Raw genomic sequence first — 18,260 nt, forward strand, 5'->3', positions numbered from 1 at the left:
AGTTTCCTATTTAATCCCGCCGCCCTGACCGTCGGCGCGCCAACGCCGGTGCCGCCGACGCGAGAGGAGAAGCCGAATGCGTTGGGACAAGATCCGTCTCCGGGTGACGGCCGCACTGGCCGCCGGACTGCTGGCCCCGGTCGCCGCCGCGAGCACCTCGACGGCCGCCGAGACCGCGGCAGAACCCGCAACGCAGGCAGCCGCCGCGCTGCCGCCGGGCAGTCCGGCGGCGGTCAACGGACAGCTGAAGGTCTGCGGGCTCCAGCTCTGCAACTCCGCGGGCAAACCGATCCAGCTCCGTGGCATGAGCACCCACGGAATCCAGTGGTACAGCCAATGCGTGAAGACCGCTTCGCTCGACGCGCTGGCCAACGACTGGAAGGCCGATGTCCTCCGGATCTCGATGTACATCCAGGAAGGGGGCTACGAGACCAACCCGCGCAAGTTCACCGACATGGTGCACGGGTACATCGAGGAAGCCACCAAACGCGGGATGTACGCGCTGGTCGACTGGCACCAGCTGACCCCGGGCGACCCGAACGCGAACCTCAGCCGCGCCAAGACGTTCTTCACCGAGATCGCCCAGCGGCACAAGGACAAGACCAACATCATCTACGACATCGCCAACGAGCCCAACAACGTCAGCTGGGACCGCGTCCGCAGCTACGCGGAGCAGATGATCCCGGTCATCCGCGCCCAGGACTCCGACGGCGTCGTGCTCGTCGGCACCCACGGCTGGGGCTCGCTCGGCATCTCCGACGGCCGCAACGAGACCGACATCATCAACAACCCGGTGCGTGCCACCAACTTCATGTACACGTTCCACTTCTACGCGGCGTCGCACAAAACCGAGTACTTCAACGCGCTGACCCGGGCCGCGAGCAAGATCCCGCTGTTCGTGACCGAGTTCGGCACCCAGACCGCCAGCGGTGACGGCGGAAACGACTTCACCAACTCCCAGAAGTACCTGGACTTCTTGGCGTCGAAGAAGATCAGCTGGACCAACTGGAACTTCTCCGACGACAACCGTTCGGGTGCGGTGTTCAAGCCGGGCACCTGCGCGGGCAGTTCGTTCACCGGTACAGGGCCGCTGAAGCCCGCCGGTGTCTGGATCCGGGACCGCATCCGCACCGCGGACAACTTCCCGACCTCCTGATCCCGGCAGCGCGCATGTCATGAAAGGGCCTTTCAGGACGAAAAACGTCCTGAAAGGCCCTTTCATGACACTTCAGCCGAGGGCTTCGAAATCGAGAGCGGCGAGCCGGTCCGGGTCCGCCAGGATCTCGATGGCGGCGATCTTCCCGTCCACCACGGTGAAGGCGAAGACCGTCGTCGGGACGCCGTCGTGGGTGACGACCATCCCCGCCGCGCCGTTGACCAGCGCGGGACGCGGCACCCCGCCGGTACCCGCCGACCGGAACATGAGCGCCTGGCTCGCGACAGCGGCCGCTCCGCGCACGAAGCGCGAAGTCCCGGCCGGAGCCACGCCGCCCTCGGAGCGGAGGATGACGTCCGGATCGAGCACCGAGACCAGCGCGTCGAAGTCGCCGTCCCTCGCGGCGGCGAAGAACGCGTCGACGACCTCTCGCTGACGGCTCAGGTCCGCGTCCGGGACGGTCGGCGAGCCCTGCAGACGACGGCGGGCGCGGCTGGCGAGCTGCCGGGTCGCCGCGGAGGACCGGCCCACGATCGGCGCGATCTCGTCGAACGGCAGGGCGAACATGTCGTGCAGCACGAACGCGAGCCGCTCGGCGGGGTCCAGCGTGTCGAGCACGACCAGGAGCGCCAGTCCGACCGAATCCGCGAGCAGCGCCTGGTGCTCCGGGTCGATTCCGTCCTCGCGGCCGATGATCGGGTCGGGGAGCTGCGCGCCGACCGGATCCTCTCGCCTCGACTTGCGCGAGCGCAGCATGTCGAGGCAGATCCGGCCGACGACGGTGGTCAGCCAGCCGCCGAGATTGTCCACGTCGTCGGCGTCCGACCGGCTCAGCCGCAGCCAAGTCTCCTGCACGGCGTCGTCCGCCTCGCTGAGCGAACCGAGCATCCGGTACGCCACCGCCCTCAGGTGCGTCCGGTGCCCTTCGAAGCGCCGCGCCAGCCAGTCGTGTTCGTCCACGGTCCCCATCCTTCATCGATCAGTCGTATCCCTGACGTGTGGGGGAGCGAAGATGTGACAGGCCTTCAGCCGCGGGTGCCCGCTTGGATGGCCGGGGTGCGCAGGGCCTTCGCCGCCGCGCCCAGATGTGAACCGAGGGTCAGCGCCACCGCGACGCCAACGACGGCGAGGTGGAACCCGAGCGCCTGCTCCGGCACGATCTCGCCGGTCCTGGCGACGCTGTAGGGGATGACGGTGACGGCCGCCGCGAGCGAGCCGAACACGACGCCGACCGCCACCAGGACGGTGCCTTCGGTGCCGACCAGCCGCAAGACCTGCGAGGGTGTCGCCCCGACGAGTCGCTGCTGGCCGAATTCCCGGCGGCGTTCGACGATCGCGGCCACGACGGTGTTGACCAGCATCACCGCGGCGAACAACGCGATCATCCCGACGACGACGTAATTGAGCGTTTCGAGGCTGCTCGCGATCTCCGCCGGCGCGGTACCGGCCGCGTTCTCGATGGCCTGCATGGACAGCGTGCCGGTCGCGATCCCGGTGAAGAGGATGACCGGCACGAGCACGCCGGCGAGCTGACGGCTCCGGACGCGAAGGTGCGCCGCGGTGAGGTGGCCGCTGACGCCCGCTCGTCGCAGCGGGGCGGCCAGCACGGCGGCGATCGGGCCGAGCGATACGGGGGAGAGGAGCGCGAAACCGATCGCGGCGAGGATCGCGCCCTGTCCGCCGATCGCCATCAGCGCGGGCTCGGTCCCGGTGAACACGGTCATCGTCACCACGCCGCAGCCGAGGCCGGACGCCAGCACGATCACCGCGCCGATCACCCGGATCCGGCCGGTCGGCGTGGTGTCCACACTCGCCTCGCGTATCGCCTCCACCACCCCGCGCCTGGTCACCCGGCGTGCGGCGACGGCCGCGGCGATCACCGCCGCCAGCAGCGTGATGCCGGTGCCCAGCGAGACCGCGATCGGGCCGAACCGCGCTTCCAACCCGGCCGGAACGCGCCCCGTGTCGCCGAGCAGCCCGACGAGCCACCGGCCGGCGAAGACCGACGGCGCGACAGCAGCCGCCGAGGCGACGACGGCTACAGCCGTCGCCTCGCCGACGATCATCCGGCCGATCTGCGACGGCGTCGCGCCGGCACTCTTGAGCAGTGCCAGTTCCGGAGCGCGCTGCCGGATCAGCAGGGACAGCGTCGAAAGTGTCGCGAACAGGACGATCACCAGACCCCAGCCGCCGACGACGCACGCCATGATCAGCAGGGTCTTCGCGGCTTCCGGCCCCGCGCCCGCGCGGGTGTCCAAAAGGGACGCGAACGTCATCAGGATGGTGGCACCGAAGAACAACGCCACGAAACTCGCGATGAACCCTGTCGTACGACGGCGAAGCGACGAGAACACCAGCTTGGTCGCGATCATGCGGACGGCCCTCCCCAGGGGTTTGCCGCCAGGTTAGGGAGATGGGGAGGCGCTCCGACATGGGACAGGCCCCCGGGCTCACGGTAGGGCTGCCCCTACCGCTTCGGGTACCCGCCGTCGACCTCCTTCACCGGCTTGTGGGGAAACCGGCGTTCGGCGTAGGCCTTCGCCGCCGAACCTGGCCGCACGTACAGGGTCTCCACCTTGTCCTGCAACGGTTTCACCACGTTCCCGAGAAAGCCTCGACGGTCGTCGAGGTAGGGCCCGAGCACGTCTTCGCCCGCCGGGCAGACGGCCATGCAGTACGCGGCCTTGTAGTTCGGCTTGAACGCGAGGCTCTGCCACATCGACACGTTCTCCGAATCGGTCACCCTGGACCGGAAGTCCGCGGCGTCCTCGCTGTCGGCCACGGTCTGCGCCCAGTCGGTGAAGCCGCTCATGAACTCGCGGTAGTTGTGCGTCGAGCAGGCGAGGAAGTCGAATTCGCCGGTCTTCGAGATCGCCCCGATCGGACAGGCCGCGACGCACAACTTGCACTCCAGGCATGGGTTGTAGTCGAGGGCTTCGCCGTGTTCGGACACCTCCGCGTCGACCAGCAACGTCGCCAAGAGCACGAAGTTGCCGAACTTCGGGTGGATCACGTTGCGGTGCAGTCCCATGGCACCGAGCCCGGCGGCGACGGCGACCGTCTTGTGCGCGACCACCCAGATCCGGCCGGGGTAGTGCTCCATCTCCATCGGGAACGTCGCCGACGGGTTGATCGCGCGATAGCCGGCGTCCTGCAGGGCACGGACGATCGTGTGGCCCGCCTCGTTGATGATCTCGCCGCTACGGTGGAACTCCTGGTTGGCCACGCTGCGGGCGGGGGAGCGGACGTCGTCGCGGTTCATCCGCACCACGAGCGAGACCAGGGTCTTGGTGCCGGGCAGCGCGCGCAGGACGTGCTCACGTTCGCCTGCCAGATCCGGATGGTCGAGCGACACGGCGGCCGCGTCGTCGGCGCCCGCGGCGAGGCAGATCTCCTTGAGCCAGGTCGCGTCGATCACCGGCGACGGTTTGTCACGCGGGTTGGCGAGCACCGCCTGAACCGACGGATGGCCCGCGAGCTTCTTGGGGAGCCGGTCGGTCACAACGCCTCCAGGATGGTCGCGTTGGCCTGGCCGCCGCCTTCGCACATCGCCTGGAGGCCGTACCGGGCGCCGTGGTGGTGCAACGCGTTGACCAGGGTGCCCATCAGCCGGGTTCCGCTCGCGCCGAGCGGATGGCCGAGCGCGATCGCGCCGCCGTGGACGTTGATCTTCGCCGGATCGGCGCCCGTCTCCTGCTGCCATGCCAGCACGACGCTGGCGAACGCCTCGTTGATCTCGAACAGGTCGATGTCCGACAGGCGCAGGCCCGCGCGTCGCAGCACCTTCTCCGTCGCCGGGATGACGCCGGTGAGCATGAGGAGCGGGTCGGAGCCGGTGACGGCGAAACTGTGCAGGCGGGCGCGAGGACGGAGGCCCAGCCGGGCCGCGGTCTCGCTGGAAGTGATCAGCACGGCCGAAGCGCCGTCGTTGATCGGGCTGCTGTTGCCCGCGGTCACCGACCAGTCGATGTGCGGGAACCGCGCGGAGATCGCGGGATCCTGGAACGCCGGACGCAGTTTCGCCAGTGTCTCCAGGTTTGTACCCGGGCGAACGGACTCGTCGGTGGACACCAGGCCCGAGGGCGTCTCGATCGGCACGATCTGGCTCGCGAACCGGCCGAGTTCGTGCGCTCGCGCCGCCTTCCGGTGCGAGGAGACGGCGAACTCGTCCATCGCCTCGCGGCCGAGTGACCACTTCGCGGCGATGAGCTCGGCGCTGATCCCTTGCGGCACCAGGCCTTCCGGATAGCGCTCCGCGACGCCGGGGCCGAGGGGATCGGTACCGGGCAGCACGTTGGACCACATCGGGACGCGGCTCATCGACTCGACGCCGCAGGCGATGACGACGTCGTACGCGCCCGCCATCACGCCCTGCGCGGCGAAGTGGACGGCCTGCTGACTGCTCCCGCACTGCCGGTCGACGGTGGTGGCGGGCACGGTTTCCGGCAGCCCGGCCGCGAGCGCCGCCCATCGCGTGACGTTCTGGGCCTGGTCGCCGACCTGGTCGACCGCGCCGCCGATGACGTCGTCGATCAGGGCCGGGTCGAGTCCGTTGCGCTGGACGAGCGCCCGCAACGTGTGGGCGAGTAGCTGGACCGGGTGGACCTCGTGCAGGGCTCCGCCGGGCTTGCCCTTCCCGATTGGGGTACGGACGGCGTCGACGATGACCGCGTCGTGCACGGCTGCCTCCAGTGGTGAGTTGGGATTTCCAACTCACTGTGTCAGCCGAGTGGGTTGGAAATCAAGACTCACTGGGTTTACGCTGGTCGCATGACCGAAGGGCCGAGGGACTGCTCGATCGCCAACGCGATGGAGGTGATCGGGGAGCGCTGGAGCCTGCTCGCGCTGCGCGAGGTGTTCTTCGGGGCGCGGCGGTTCGACCAGATCGTCCGCAACACCGGGGCGAGCCGCGACATCCTGACCGCGCGGCTGCGCAAGCTCGTCGAAACGGGAATCCTCGAAAAACGGCTCTATGAGGAGCATCCGCCGCGCTACGAGTACGTGCTCACCGAGGCCGGACGCGCGCTCAACCACGTGCTGCTGAACCTCATGGCGTGGGGCGACCGGTACGTCACGGAGGGGGCGCCGCCGACCGTGTGGCGCCACGCGTGCGGCGAGGAACTCGCGCCGGAGACGGTATGCGCGCACTGTCGCGAATCGGTGCGGGAGAAGGACATGACGCTGGTGCGGAGCAGTCGGCGCGCTCGCGGCTCGTGAGTGGTTAAGGACGGGTCTGGCGACCGGAATCTTCCTCGCTCGGCCGCGCCGGCGTCCAGCACATGCTCCACCCCAGCGAGGGAACTCGACCTTCATGTCCTGCCAAGTACATGAAGGCCCCCTTCCTTGCGCCTATCTCAAGGAAGGGGGCCTTGATGTACAGCGAGACAGGCGCCCAGCGCTCCGCTTTCTCGTGAGTGGCGAGGACGGTTAGAGCGGACTTGCATTTACCTAGCCACGCCTGACCTGCGCGAGGGTCGCCCGGTCTCGGACCTTGATCAACGGAGGATCGGGGACACTCAACGTCCCCGATCCTCCGTTGATCAAGGCCGTACCGGTCGTGACCGGTGGCAGACGAGATGACAGGGGAAGATTCCGGACGTTCAACGTCCCCAATCCTCCACACTCGACCGCCAGCCACACCAGTGGGTAGGTAAATACGAGTCCGTTAGAACCAGCCTCACCACTCACGAAGGCTTCAGCTGGTCTTCCACTCCCGCGCGATCATCCGCATGAGTGCGGGGTAGACGAACAAGTACCGGAACGGCTTGATGAAGCCCATGTATGCCCGGCCGAACACGCCGTTGGGTTTGACCAGTACCGCCATCTGACCGCGATACCGGCCTGGCTCGTCTTCGATCCACGCGATGTGCATGACGCCGTGCATGGTCCGGTTCGCCATCTCGGCGGCGAACTCGTCGTCGAGCCGGTAAAGCGGCGTGAACGGGAGCCAGTCCTCGTTCGGGCCCGTCGGGGTGTCGCGCAGGTCTTCGGGCAGCCGGTTCCGCAGCGACCCGACCCGGGAATCGAGACCGGAGTCGCGGTCGTCCAGCCGGAACAGCGCGCCGAGTTTCCAGCGCAGCGCCCACAGGGCGCGGACGATCACCGGTGCCCCGTCCGGAAAGGCGCCCGACGAGAACTGCTTCACCAGCTTGGCGAAATCGTCAGGTCCCCCGGGTGTGTCCAAGGCCCAGACGTCTTCGAGGTCGAAATCCCCGGCGATTTCGTGGATCCGCCAGGAACGCGCGGTGTGGGCCGTGTTCGCGAGTTTCATGCCGACACCAGCTGGACGATCTCGCGCGGGCGGACCTCGCGGTCGTCGAAGGCGACGTCGATGTCCGCGGAGCCCAGGGCCTGCATCGAAGCCGCCTGAGCCGCCGCGGATTCCCAGCGCACGATCGACACGACGGCGTCCCCGGCGGCCGTCACCCAGCATTCGGCGGCGAGACAGCCCGGAGTGGAGCGCAGGACGCCGGCGACCCGCCGGACCCGCTCGACGAACGCATCGTGATGGTCGGTGTGCGGGTAGTGCGTGGCCACGAATCCGACAGTCATGTCGTTGTTCCTCCCAGTGAACTCCGCCATCTATACGGTAGCGTATATATCGACGTCGTGGTGCGGGAGTGACGGGAGATACGGTGATCACATGGCCGCCGAAACCCGCACCCCGCCGAGCGCCTGGATCGACGCGGGGCTGCTCGCCCTCGCCGCCGGAGGCCCCGGCGCGGTCCGTGTCGAGGCGCTCGCGAAAGCGCTGGGTGTCACCAAAGGCAGCTTCTACGGCCATTTCCCCGATCGGAACGCATTGCTGGAGGAAATGCTCTCCGCCTGGGAGCGGCGGAGTACCGATCTGCTTTTCGAGACCGTCGACCGCGAAGGCGGCGACGCCAGGGCGAAGATCCGGCGCGCGGGTCTGCTCAGCAGTGAGCGCCTGCTGCCGATCGACCTCGCGATCCGGGACTGGGCCCGGCGCGAGCCGGCGGTGGCCGAAAGGCTCCGGCGGGTCGACAACCAGCGGATGGACTACCTGCGTTCGCTCATGCGCGAGATCTTCGCCGACGAGGACGAGGTCGAAGCCCGCTGCCTGCTCGCGTTCTCGCTCCTGATCGGCAAGCACTTCATGGCCGCCGACCACGGCGGACGCAGCCGGGACGAAGTCACCGAACTGGCCGGGAGCCTGATCCTTGGTGGGATGCCTGGTCATGACAGCTGACGCGGGCCACGGTCTCCTTGCCTTCCTGCGCGAGCTTCAGGAGACCACCACGTGGAAGGTGGAGGTCGCTGGGCCGAGATGGCAGCTGAGCGGATCGATCTGGCTGGCCGTCGTGGGCGTCGAACCGCGGCGCCGGCTCGGTTTGGCTTTCGAGGCGCTGGATCCCGTGACCGGCAAACGCGCCACCTACGACATCGACACCGATCTGTACGACCTGTCGCAGGACGAGCAGCGTGAGTTCGCGGAGGAGATCGAACGCGACATCATCGAATTCCTCGACAATCTGAGGAAGGGAGCCATGCTGCGCGGGAACGACAAGGCGAAGTTCGTGCTCGTCTTTCCCCTGGATGGTTCCTACGTGCGGGTCGTCCAGGGACGCTTCATGGGTAGCGCGTCCATGCACCCGGGTCTGGCCGCGGCCCGGACCGGCGACGACTTCGTCCCGGTGGGATGACGGGCTAGTCCTCGTCCTCTTCGGGCGTCGTCGGGACCTGTTTGCGCGCGACGTAGATGAGCAGCCCGATGATCACCACGGGACCGACGAAGATGAGGATCTCGTCCCAGCCACCCTGGTGCATCATCATCACCCGCGCCGCGATGGTCATGAGCCGGAGACCAGCGCGATCCCGAGCGCGGTGTAGCCGATCATCAGCGCCAGCATGGGGTACTGACCCACCTTGACGTAGTTCGCGCGCAGCACGCCGACGGACCGATCATGTGCCGAGGTTACGGCCAGCACGTGCCCTGCGACGATCCCGGCGATCTGTACCAGCGCGATCATGCCGGTCGAGACCACCGTGTAGTCGATCGTGCGGCCGAAGCCCTGCTGTCCGGAGAACACGGCGAACGAGAAGTAATGCGCGACGGTGTAGCCGACCATGATCGGGATCAGCGACGGCGCGAACGCGGGATACGGGTCGAACCCGCGTCGCAGATACGGCCTGGTCAGGCTGATGGCGCCCGCGTAGGCGCCGTACGTGAGCGCGATACAGGCCGCGAGCCCCGCGGTGCCGCCGAGGACACCGGCGTCCAGTGACGTCCAGAAGGGGAGCCGGGTGAGGCCGTCGAACGCCGTCGAGCCGAGCACCACCAGGACCAGCGCGGTCAGCCACGGCGCGGGGGAGATGGTGAGCAGCCCGTCCAGCGGATTCCGGACCACGAGACGCCCGTCGTCGCGCCTGCCGAAGGGGGAGAGGGCAGCGACCAAGCGTGCGTAGACCTCGAAAGCGTCACCGCGGTCGAACCAGCGCGGACCGAAGGCCGCGCCAAATGCAATGTGTATAACGGCATATACGGTGCAGAACGAAGCGATCGCTCGCGGCGAGTCCGAATGCGGGAACACCAGTTCCAGCCACAGAAACGCCAGGAGGCCGGCGATCGCGGGCAGATAGCCCAGCCGGTCCGGGAGTTCGCGGTGCCGGGAGGGGATCAAGGACGCGACCGTCCTCAGTGGATTCAGCCGTCGCCAGACCGGGCCGAACAGGAGCGAAAGCGGCACCAGGCCGACCCAGAACCAGACGTAGAACCACGCCGGAGCCGGGTTGTCGGCCGAACTGCCGGGGCCGGCCCAGGCCATCGCGAGGAAGCCCACGAACAGCGCCACGCCGACCACGTGCGACGCGACCTGAGAGAACGTGCTGTCGACGAACCGTTGCAGGCCCAAGGGAAGCGCGCGGCCGGCGGCGGCGCCACGGAGTCTTGGCTTCTTCCAGAACACGGTGAGTGCGAAGAAGGACACCACGACGGCCGCCGCTCCGGCGTAGAGCGCGAGCCACAGCGGGACCGGCAGATCGGACCGGCCGCCGAGACCGTGCGCCAGGATCATCCGCTCACCCGGAGCTTGGTCACCGCCGCGCCACTCTTGTGCAGTTCCACCTCGAAGATCCCGTCGATGTTCGCGGTGAAGGAGACCGTTCCCGGAACGCCGGGAGCCAGCTGGGCGGCCTTGTCGTAGCCGTGGACGTGCAGTTCGTCCGCCTGGTCGGAGGTGACCTCGAGCGCGACGTTCTCGCCGGTCCGCACCGCGACCTCTTCCGGGCCCGCCGTGCGCTTGCCCTCGGTGATCGAGAACTTCACGGTCTTGGTGCCGGTGGTCGGCGCGGGCTCGGACCCGCTCGATCCCGAACAGCCGGTCACAGCCAGCAGTGCGGCCACGGTGATCCCGCAGATCCCGCTGATCCTCCGCATCGAGGTCCTCCAAGTCGTACGCCCCGGCTTGCCTGTCCGGGACCGTGCCCCTATCGTGTTACCCAAAGGTAACAGTTACTTAGGTTAGCAGGAAGGCGAACAACGGTGTTCTTGGCTCAGGAGAGCCCGCCTGCCGGCGGTGCGCAATTCGGGCAGATCGTCATCGCGGGTCTGATGTTCACCGCGGTCTTCCTGCCCTTGGCCGTCTTCGTCCTCCGCGAGCGCGCGGGGAAGCGGACCGTCTTCGGTCGCGTCGCCGACTGGATGGGCGACTTCAGCGGTCTCCCGCGCTGGGCGGCGCTGCCGATGTTCGTCGCCTTCCTGTCCGGGATGTCGGCGCTGATCGGCGTCTACTGGGACGTGCCGATCCACATGGAGCTCGGCCGCGACGAAGGCCCGCTCGCGAACCCGTCGCACTACCCGATCTACTTCGGACTGATGGGCATCTTCGCCAGTGGCGTGCTCAGCGCGACCCTCGCGACGAAGGACCTTCCCCGGCGCACGTTCAAGATCGGCCCGCACTGGAAGGCGCCGATGGGCTCCATCCAGATGATGGCGACCGGCCTGGTCGGCATAGCCGGGTTCCCGCTCGACGACGTCTGGCACCGGCTGTTCGGCCAGGACGTCACCGAATGGGGGCCGACCCACGTCCTGATGATCGGTGGCGGCGTCTGTGTCGTGCTCGGGCTCCAGTTGCTGCTCGGCGAGGCTCGCCAGGTCGGCGCGACCGGACCGGTCGTGCGCCTGCTCGGCCCGGTGCTCGCCGGTGCCTGGATGATGGGCGCTTCGGCGTTCCTGATGGAGTTCGACCTCGGCGTCCCGCAGTTCCCGATGCTGTCCCAGGTCGTGCTCGTGGGCCTGATCGGCGCCTGGACGCTCACCTATGGACGGCTGTCCTGGGGTCCGGGCGGTGCGCTGATCGTCGTCGCGGTCTTCCTCGCCGCCCGCGCGTCTTTCACCGTCATCCCGCTGTTCGCCGACCTGCACGTGGCGTCGCTGCTTCCGTACATCGCCGAAGCGGTGATCATCGAGGTCGTCGCCTTCGCGATGCGCAACCGGCAGGGCTACACCTTCGCCGCCGTCGCGGGCCTGCTCGTGGGGACGGCCGGGATGCTCGCCGAGGCGGCGTTCACTCAGTGGCTGATGCCGAATCCCTGGCCGACGGCCCATCTGCCGTTGTTCGTCCTGTTCGGGACCGGCGCGGCCCTCGCGGGCGCGTTCATCGGCGTCTGGCAGTACCAGCGAGTGGAGGAGACGGCGACCCTGGTGCCCGCGACCGGTCCCCGGCACGTGGTCGGGCTCGTCGGTGCGCTGGGCGCGGTCGTCCTGATGTCTGCCGTCGCCGTCCCGGCGGATCCCGACGCGGACTTCACCGCCGACGTCCGGCTGACGGAGGCGGCGGCCGGGCAGCCGATCTCGAACCCGCACGGCGGCGGCACGCCCCGGTGGGTCGACGCGACCGTCACGATCTCGCGGCCCGATCTGGCCGACGACGCCGTCTGGCTGAACGGTTTCGCCTGGCAGGGCGGCGACTTCTTCACCGCTCCGCTGGAGAAGATCGGCGACGGCGTGTACCGCACTGTCGAGCCGTTGCCGGTGTTCGGTCAGTGGAAGACCGGGATCCGCGTGCACGTCCCGAACCGGATGATGGGGCTCGCCCCGATCTACGCGCCCGCCGACCCCGCCGCGAACGCCCCGGCGATCGACGCGTCGTCCGGTTCGCGCCCGTTCATGTCCGAGATCGAGTTCCTGCAGCGGGAACGGAAGTCGGAGACACCCGCGGTGCTGTGGACGGTCGCGTACGTCACCGTCGGGCTGATCTTCGCCGGCATGTGGGCGCTCTTCGCGTGGCTCTACGCGGGCGCCGCCACCGCGCGACGGCGTGAGGTCTCCGTCGGCTGACGTCCCGCGTTTCGTCCTCTGGATGCGGTAGTTGCGCGTGCAAGTACCGCATCCAGAGGACGAAACGCTTTGCTCGCACTTCGTCGCACGTATCGATTGAGCATCATCGCGCGCAAGCCTTTTGCAAGCACGCTTCCCTTGAATGCCCAGGACACTGCACGTGTTCCCACCTCACGCGCCGAAACGGTGACTCACCGCTACCTCACTGGAACGTAAAGTAGCTGTCGACCACGCGAAGACATCCGCCGTGCACGATCGGTATTGGCGAGTCATTGCGCGGTTACCGCGACATGTGGTTACTTTTCCGCTTCGGGGGTTGGGACACAGCGAATTTCGATGGGGTGGTCTTCGTGCGCACAGAGCGTTTTCCCAGGCGACGACGTGGTCTTCACGTGGTCGCCGTCCTCGCCGCTTCGGCGGTCGCGACGGTGCCTTTCGTGCCCGCCGCGGCGGCGCAGCAACAGGGCAAGGTCCTCCGGGTGGCGCTCACGACCGGGATCGACCACCTGAACCCGTTCACCGCCCAGCTGTCGGCGGCGACGCAGGTGGGCCGGTTCAACTACGAGTTCCTGACCCTGCCCTCGGCCGAGGACACGCAGCCCACGGGCGGCGTCGCCGAGTCGTGGAAGACGTCCGACGACAAGCTCACCTGGACCTTCACCATCCGCCAGGGGATGAAGTGGTCCGACGGCAAGCCGGTCACCGCGCAGGACCCCGCGTACACCTTCCAGCGGATGCTCGACGACGAGAACGCCCGCACCGCGAACGGCAGCTACGTCAGCAACTTCGCGTCGGTGTCGGCGCCGGACGACAAGACGCTCGTCATCAAGACCAAGGCCCCGCAGGCGAGCATGACCTCGCTCGACGTCCCGATCGTGCCCAAGCACATCTGGGAGCCGATCAAGGACCTCAACGCCCCCTCGACCGACGAGATGGCCGTCGTCGGCGTCGGCAGCGGGCCGTACCTGCTGACCGAGTACAAGAAGAACGAGTTCGTGAAGTTCAAGGCGAACAAGGACTACTGGCGCGGCGCGCCCAAGGTGGACGAACTGCAGCTGCTGCAGTTCAAAGACGCCGAGGCGGCGGTGAACGCCCTGAAGCAGGGCGAGGTCGACGTCATCAACCGGCTCACGCCGACGCAGTTCGACGCGCTCAAGGGCGAGCAGAACATCACCACGAACAAGGCACCCGGCCGCCGGTACAACGAGCTCATCATCAACTTCGGCGTCAAGAACGTGGTCGACCAGCCGATCGGTGACGGCAACCCGATCCTGAAGGACGTGCGCGTCCGCAAGGCGATCGCGCAGGCCATCGACACCAAGTCCATCGTCGAGAAGGTGATGAACGGCTACGGCCAGCCCGGGACCGGCGTCGTCCCCGCGATCTACAAGTCCTACACCTGGACCCCGTCCGACGCGGAGAAGACCAAGTTCGACATCGCGGCCGCGAACGCCACCCTCGACCAGGCGGGCTACGCCAAGGGAGCGGACGGCATCCGCGTCGCCCCCGGCGGCGCGAAGCTGGAGTTCCGTCTCGCCGGCCACGCGAACCGGCCGTTCGACCAGCGCACCGCCCAGTTCGTCGGCGGCTGGCTCAAGGACGTCGGCATCGGCGTCAAGCAGGAACTCGTCTCCGACGACGAACTCGACGACCGCACCACCGCGGGCAACTACGACCTCGCGATCTCCGGCTACGGCACCTCGCCCGACCCGGACTACGCGCTGAGCCTGAACACCTGCGCCGGCCGTCCGAACGCCCAGGGCAACGGCGGCAGCTCCGCGACGTTCTTCTGCGACCCGCGCTACGAAGACCTGTACAAGAAGCAGCTGACCGAGTTCGACCCGGCCAAGCGCGCCGAGATCGTCAAGCAGGCGCAGGCCATCCTGGCGGGCGAGTACGTCGACGTCGTCCTGGACTACGACAACGTGCTCGAGGCCTACCGCTCGGACAAGTTCTCCTCGTTCACCAAGCAGCCGCAGCCCGACGGCGCGATCCTCGAGCAGTCCGGCTACTGGGGCGTCTACGGCGCCACCCCGGCCGACGCGGCCGCGGCGGGCTCGGAGGACGGTGGAAGCAACACCGGACTGTGGATCGGCATCGGCGCGGTCGTGCTCGTGGTGCTCGTCGGCGGCGGCGTGCTGCTCGGGCGGCGCGGCAAGTCGGCCGACGACCGGGAGTAAAGGACAGCGTTGACCGAAGCACTCAGTTCCCTCGATCAGCCCCCGGCGCTCGTCGATCCCGACGAGCGCCGGGGCGGGACCGGCACCGCCCGGTTCGTCCTCACCAAGATCGGTGAGGCGTTTGCCAGCCTCGTCCTGGTCGTCGTCCTCGGCTTCTTCCTGTTCCGGATGCTGCCCGGCGACCCGGTCCGGACGATGGTCCGCGACCGGCCGACCGACGCGAAGATGATGGCGGAGCTGCGCGAGCAGATGGGCGTCGACAAGCCCCTGCTGCAGCAGTTCTGGGACTACGTCACCGGTTTGCTGACCGGTGACATGGGCCAGTCCTACATCCTGCGGCAGCCGGTCGCCGCGCTGATCGGTGAACGCCTGTGGCCGACCGTCCTTCTCGTCGGCAGCGCCACCGTGCTCGCCATCGCGCTCGGGCTCTGGCTCGGCATCCGCGCGGCTTGGCGTCGCAACAGCTCCTTCGACCGCGTCCAGACCGGGATCGCGCTCACGCTGTGGTCGGTCCCGCAGTTCTGGCTGGGGCTCATCCTGCTGGTCGCCACGAACGGGCTCTTCCCCAGCCGCGGCATGCATTCCGCGGACGTCGAGCCCGGATTCTTCTCCGAAGGCCTCGACGTCCTGCACCACCTGGTGCTGCCCTGCCTCACGCTGCTCGTGGTCTTCTACGCCCAGTACATGCTCGTGATGCGGTCGTCCCTCATCGGGGAGATGAACTCCGACTACCTCACCACCGCGCGGGCGAAGGGCTTGCGGGACGACTTGGTGCGGCGCAAGCACGCGGTGCCCAACGCCCTCCTGCCGACCGTCACGCTCATCTTCATCCAGTTCGGCATGGTCGTGTCGGGTGCGGTCTCCGTGGAAGCCGTGTTCAGCTGGCCCGGCCTCGGCCAGCTGCTCTACACGTCCCTCCAGGGGCCTGATCTCCCTCTCCTGCAAGGAGTGTTCGTGGTTCTGGCCGGTGCGGTCGTGGTGATGAACCTGTTCGCGGAACTGCTCTACCGCGTACTCGACCCGAGGGTGCGGACGGCATGACGACCACGGAGAAACCGGGCACGATCGCCTGGCGCCGTCGCCGGGCGGCGGTGGCGAAACACTGGCGCGAGTTCGCGACCAACAAGGCCGGACTGACCGGGTTGATCTTCCTCGGTGTCATCACCGTGCTGGCGATCCTGGCGCCGGTCCTGACCGACGAGTCGGGGCTCGACGTCACCAAGGTCACCGGTGGCCCGCTGGAGTCCCCGAGCGGGGAGTTCTGGCTCGGTACCGACATCGACGGCCGGTCCGTCCTCCTGATGACCTACTGGGGCGCGAGGATCTCCCTGCTCGTGGGGTTCTCCGCCGCGTTCCTCTCGGTGCTGATCGGCACCATCATCGGGATCGCGGCCGCGCATTTCGGTGGCTGGCTTTCGAGCCTGCTGCTGCGGTTCACCGACTTCTTCCTGGTGCTGCCGTCGCTGGTGCTGGCCGTGGTCCTGGCCGCCGTCCTCGACCGGAACACGGCGACCGTCATCATCGCCATCGGCGTCACCGCCTGGCCGAGTACCGCGCGGCTGGTCCGGGCGCAGACCCTGACCATCGAGAGCAGGCCGTACATCGAGCGCTCGAAGGCACTCGGCGGCGGCCACCTGCACATCGTCGGCAAACACGTGCTGCCCGGTGTGATGCCGCTCGTGCTCGCCAACACCACGCTCGTCGTCGGCAACGCCGTCATCGCCGACGCCACCCTCGCCTTCCTGGGTGTCGGCGACCCGAACGCCGTTTCCTGGGGCGCGATGTTGCAGACCGCCCTGAACAACGGAGCCATCACCCGGGGCGCCTGGTGGAATCTGCTGCCGCCGGGCATCGCGATCGTCGTGATCGTCCTCGCCTTCACCCTCGTCGGACGCGCGCTGGAGACCGTGCTGAACCCGCGCCTGAAGGGACAGCACTCATGAGCCCCTTGCTGGAACTGAAGAACCTCGGCGTCACCTACGCCACCGGGAGCGGTGAGGTCGCCGCCGTCCGGGGCGTCGACCTGGTGCTCGAACCCGGCGACACGCTCGGCGTGGCGGGGGAGTCGGGGTCGGGGAAGTCGACCGTCGCGATGAGCGTGCTGCGGCTGCTCCCGCGTTCGGCCAAGGTCAGCGGGGAGATCCTGCTGGACGGCGAAGACGTCACGGACATGAAGTGGGGCAGGCTGCGCGCGGTGCGCTGGGCCGAGGCCTCGGTCGTGTTCCAGGGCGCGATGCACGCGCTCAACCCGGTCCGCAAGATCGGCGAGCAGGTCGCCGAACCGATCCGCCTGCACCCGCCCGGTGGCAAGGCGCTGTCGGAGGGTGAGGTCAAGGCCAAGGTCTCGGAGCTGCTCGAACAGGTCGACCTGCCGCCGGGCCGCGCCGGGGCGTACCCGCACGAGCTGTCCGGTGGGCAGAAGCAGCGGGTCATGATCGCGATGGCGCTGGCCTGCTCGCCGCGGCTGATCATCGCGGACGAGCCGACCACCGCGCTCGACGTCGTCGTCCAGGCCCAGGTGCTCGATCTGCTGGGCAGGCTGGTCGCCGAGCAGGGGATCGGGCTGATCATGATCAGCCATGACCTGTCGGTGCTCGCCGCGACCTGCCGCCGGATCGCGGTGATGTACGACGGCGAGATCGTCGAGGAACGGCCGAGCGCGGAGCTGATGAGCGCGCCGTGCCACGAGCACAGCAAGGCGCTGGCGGCCGCGTTCCCGACCGTCGGCGATCCGGTGTCCCGGTTCGCACCCGCCACCAGCACACCGCTGCCGCCGGAACCGGAACGCGACGGTGACCGGCCCGCGCTGCTGGAGGCCGAGGACCTGCGGGTCAGCTTCCGGGACCGCACCGGCAAGCGCATCGACGCGGTCGCTGGGGTGAGCCTCCAGGTACGGAAGGACGAGATCGTCGCGCTCGTCGGCCAGTCCGGCTCGGGTAAGACGACGCTGGCCCGAACGCTGCTCGGCCTGCAGAAACCCGACTCCGGCGCGGTCCGGTACGACGGTAAGCCGGTCCCGCTCCGCGGCGCCGGGCTCAAGGCGTACCGGCGGCAGGTCCAGCTGGTCCTGCAGGATCCGACCAGCGCGCTGAACCCGAACCACACGGTGTACGAGGCCGTCGCGGAAGGCCCCCGCATCCACGGGATGGGCGCCACCGAGCACGAGATCGTCACCAAGGCCCTCGAAGCGGCCGAACTGCGGCCCGCGGAGAAGTTCCTCGACCGGCTTCCGCACGAGCTGTCCGGCGGGCAGCGGCAACGGGTGGTCATCGCGGGCGCGCTCGCGCTGGACCCCGGTGTTCTCGTGGCCGACGAGCCGGTGGCGTCGCTCGACGCGTCGGTACGAGGGGAGATCCTGGCGCTGCTGCTGCGCCTGCGGCGTGAGCTGGGTCTCGCCGGGCTCGTGATCACCCACGACCTCGGACTGGCCTGGAACATCGCCGACCGGGTCGCCGTGATGTACCGCGGTGAGCTGATGGAGGTCGGCACCGTCGAAGAAGTCCTGCTGGACCCGAAGCACGATTACACGAAGTCGCTGCTCGCCGCGTTGCCCGGTGGTACCGCTCAGCGAGAGACGGCCGACCGCTGAGCGAGGGGATTCCCGTGTCCGACGCGGGAAACACCC

The 18,260-nt window shown here is 68.4% G+C and carries 18 protein-coding genes; 9 read left to right on the forward strand and 9 right to left on the reverse strand.

Going from position 1 to position 18,260, the window contains the following annotated elements; all coding sequences use genetic code 11:
* The first annotated feature begins 76 nt into the window (after nucleotides 1-76).
* Entirely contained in the window at nucleotides 77-1,156 is a 1,080-nt protein-coding gene (locus tag IE302_RS03540) for a glycoside hydrolase family 5 protein (protein ID WP_191251643.1), read from the forward strand.
* A gap of 72 nt (nucleotides 1,157-1,228) precedes the next feature.
* Here IE302_RS03540 and sigJ read toward each other — a convergent pair whose 3' ends face one another.
* The 4 genes from sigJ to IE302_RS03560 all read right to left on the reverse strand — a co-directional run bounded on the left by sigJ (nucleotide 1,229) and on the right by IE302_RS03560 (nucleotide 5,836).
* Nucleotides 1,229-2,116, reverse strand: a complete 888-nt coding sequence (gene sigJ / locus IE302_RS03545) for an RNA polymerase sigma factor SigJ (protein WP_191251645.1) — start codon at nucleotides 2,114-2,116, stop codon at nucleotides 1,229-1,231.
* Nucleotides 2,117-2,181: 65 nt separating this feature from the next.
* Nucleotides 2,182-3,528 (reverse strand): FtsX-like permease family protein, encoded by a 1,347-nt coding sequence (locus IE302_RS03550; protein WP_191251647.1) that lies wholly within the window; start codon nucleotides 3,526-3,528, stop codon nucleotides 2,182-2,184.
* Between the two features lie 95 nt (nucleotides 3,529-3,623).
* Nucleotides 3,624-4,658: a (4Fe-4S)-binding protein gene (locus IE302_RS03555; RefSeq protein ID WP_191251649.1), complete on the reverse strand. Its 1,035-nt coding sequence runs from the start codon at nucleotides 4,656-4,658 to the stop codon at nucleotides 3,624-3,626.
* Nucleotides 4,655-5,836 carry a thiolase family protein gene (locus IE302_RS03560; protein WP_191251651.1) on the reverse strand — a complete coding sequence of 394 codons (1,182 nt, stop codon included), beginning with the start codon at nucleotides 5,834-5,836 and terminating at the stop codon, nucleotides 4,655-4,657. The genes IE302_RS03555 and IE302_RS03560 overlap by 4 nt, the downstream gene beginning before the upstream one ends.
* Before the next feature lie 90 nt (nucleotides 5,837-5,926).
* On the opposite strand from IE302_RS03560, the gene IE302_RS03565 reads away from it, so the two are divergent.
* A complete protein-coding gene (locus tag IE302_RS03565; protein WP_191251652.1) occupies nucleotides 5,927-6,373 on the forward strand; it encodes a winged helix-turn-helix transcriptional regulator in 447 nt (148 codons plus the stop codon).
* Nucleotides 6,374-6,851: 478 nt separating this feature from the next.
* Here the strand turns inward: IE302_RS03565 and IE302_RS03570 are convergent, their stop codons facing one another.
* Nucleotides 6,852-7,427, reverse strand: a complete 576-nt coding sequence (locus IE302_RS03570; protein WP_191251654.1) for a DUF2867 domain-containing protein — start codon at nucleotides 7,425-7,427, stop codon at nucleotides 6,852-6,854.
* Entirely contained in the window at nucleotides 7,424-7,708 is a 285-nt protein-coding gene (locus tag IE302_RS03575) for an antibiotic biosynthesis monooxygenase (protein WP_191251657.1), read from the reverse strand. Before IE302_RS03575 ends, IE302_RS03570 begins: the two co-directional genes overlap by 4 nt.
* Before the next feature lie 91 nt (nucleotides 7,709-7,799).
* Between IE302_RS03575 and IE302_RS03580 the strand changes: the two genes are divergently transcribed.
* Nucleotides 7,800-8,366: a TetR/AcrR family transcriptional regulator gene (locus IE302_RS03580; RefSeq protein ID WP_191251659.1), complete on the forward strand. Its 567-nt coding sequence runs from the start codon at nucleotides 7,800-7,802 to the stop codon at nucleotides 8,364-8,366.
* On the forward strand, nucleotides 8,356-8,820 hold the full coding sequence (locus IE302_RS03585) for a hypothetical protein (protein WP_229907569.1): 465 nt from the start codon (nucleotides 8,356-8,358) through the stop codon (nucleotides 8,818-8,820). Before IE302_RS03580 ends, IE302_RS03585 begins: the two co-directional genes overlap by 11 nt.
* A 4-nt stretch (nucleotides 8,821-8,824) precedes the next feature.
* Here the strand turns inward: IE302_RS03585 and IE302_RS03590 are convergent, their stop codons facing one another.
* Genes IE302_RS03590 through IE302_RS03600 form a run of 3 tightly spaced genes read right to left on the reverse strand, consistent with a single transcriptional unit; the run spans nucleotide 8,825 to nucleotide 10,553 of the window.
* The gene (locus IE302_RS03590; protein WP_191251661.1) at nucleotides 8,825-8,971 is read right to left on the reverse strand and encodes a hypothetical protein; all 147 of its coding nucleotides are present in this window, start codon (nucleotides 8,969-8,971) and stop codon (nucleotides 8,825-8,827) included.
* Entirely contained in the window at nucleotides 8,968-10,191 is a 1,224-nt protein-coding gene (locus IE302_RS03595) for a hypothetical protein (protein ID WP_191251662.1), read from the reverse strand. Before IE302_RS03595 ends, IE302_RS03590 begins: the two co-directional genes overlap by 4 nt.
* Nucleotides 10,188-10,553 carry a cupredoxin domain-containing protein gene (locus IE302_RS03600; RefSeq protein WP_191251664.1) on the reverse strand — a complete coding sequence of 122 codons (366 nt, stop codon included), beginning with the start codon at nucleotides 10,551-10,553 and terminating at the stop codon, nucleotides 10,188-10,190. The genes IE302_RS03595 and IE302_RS03600 overlap by 4 nt, the downstream gene beginning before the upstream one ends.
* Nucleotides 10,554-10,658: 105 nt before the next feature.
* Between IE302_RS03600 and IE302_RS03605 the strand changes: the two genes are divergently transcribed.
* The 5 genes from IE302_RS03605 (at nucleotide 10,659) to nikE (ending at nucleotide 18,224) form a co-directional block, all read left to right on the forward strand.
* A complete protein-coding gene (locus IE302_RS03605; RefSeq protein WP_191251666.1) occupies nucleotides 10,659-12,455 on the forward strand; it encodes a hypothetical protein in 1,797 nt (598 codons plus the stop codon).
* Between the two features lie 392 nt (nucleotides 12,456-12,847).
* Complete coding sequence (locus tag IE302_RS03610) at nucleotides 12,848-14,635, forward strand: ABC transporter substrate-binding protein (RefSeq protein ID WP_191251668.1); 1,788 nt, start codon at nucleotides 12,848-12,850, stop codon at nucleotides 14,633-14,635.
* 9 nt (nucleotides 14,636-14,644) lie between these two features.
* Nucleotides 14,645-15,676, forward strand: coding sequence for an ABC transporter permease (locus tag IE302_RS03615; RefSeq protein WP_191251670.1), 1,032 nt, complete (start codon nucleotides 14,645-14,647; stop codon nucleotides 15,674-15,676).
* Nucleotides 15,673-16,578: an ABC transporter permease gene (locus tag IE302_RS03620; protein ID WP_191251672.1), complete on the forward strand. Its 906-nt coding sequence runs from the start codon at nucleotides 15,673-15,675 to the stop codon at nucleotides 16,576-16,578. The genes IE302_RS03615 and IE302_RS03620 overlap by 4 nt, the downstream gene beginning before the upstream one ends.
* Nucleotides 16,575-18,224, forward strand: coding sequence for a nickel ABC transporter ATP-binding protein NikE (gene nikE / locus IE302_RS03625; RefSeq protein WP_191251674.1), 1,650 nt, complete (start codon nucleotides 16,575-16,577; stop codon nucleotides 18,222-18,224). The genes IE302_RS03620 and nikE overlap by 4 nt, the downstream gene beginning before the upstream one ends.
* Nucleotides 18,225-18,260: the final 36 nt, after the last annotated feature.

Origin of the sequence: Amycolatopsis oliviviridis, from assembly GCF_014654365.1 — a bacterium.
Lineage (GTDB): Bacteria > Actinomycetota > Actinomycetes > Mycobacteriales > Pseudonocardiaceae > Amycolatopsis > Amycolatopsis oliviviridis.

Bases quoted from the DNA above. Each gene is read 5' to 3' on its own strand.
- IE302_RS03570 (WP_191251654.1), bottom strand. From the start codon at position 7,427: ATGAAACTCGCGAACACGGCCCACACCGCGCGTTCCTGGCGGATCCAC.
- IE302_RS03590 (WP_191251661.1), bottom strand. From the start codon at position 8,971: ATGACCATCGCGGCGCGGGTGATGATGATGCACCAGGGTGGCTGGGAC.
- IE302_RS03575 (WP_191251657.1), bottom strand. From the start codon at position 7,708: ATGACTGTCGGATTCGTGGCCACGCACTACCCGCACACCGACCATCAC.
- IE302_RS03600 (WP_191251664.1), bottom strand. From the start codon at position 10,553: ATGCGGAGGATCAGCGGGATCTGCGGGATCACCGTGGCCGCACTGCTG.
- nikE (WP_191251674.1), top strand. From the start codon at position 16,575: ATGAGCCCCTTGCTGGAACTGAAGAACCTCGGCGTCACCTACGCCACC.
- IE302_RS03620 (WP_191251672.1), top strand. From the start codon at position 15,673: ATGACGACCACGGAGAAACCGGGCACGATCGCCTGGCGCCGTCGCCGG.
- IE302_RS03550 (WP_191251647.1), bottom strand. From the start codon at position 3,528: ATGATCGCGACCAAGCTGGTGTTCTCGTCGCTTCGCCGTCGTACGACA.
- IE302_RS03580 (WP_191251659.1), top strand. From the start codon at position 7,800: ATGGCCGCCGAAACCCGCACCCCGCCGAGCGCCTGGATCGACGCGGGG.
- IE302_RS03595 (WP_191251662.1), bottom strand. From the start codon at position 10,191: ATGATCCTGGCGCACGGTCTCGGCGGCCGGTCCGATCTGCCGGTCCCG.
- IE302_RS03565 (WP_191251652.1), top strand. From the start codon at position 5,927: ATGACCGAAGGGCCGAGGGACTGCTCGATCGCCAACGCGATGGAGGTG.
- IE302_RS03540 (WP_191251643.1), top strand. From the start codon at position 77: ATGCGTTGGGACAAGATCCGTCTCCGGGTGACGGCCGCACTGGCCGCC.
- IE302_RS03585 (WP_229907569.1), top strand. From the start codon at position 8,356: ATGACAGCTGACGCGGGCCACGGTCTCCTTGCCTTCCTGCGCGAGCTT.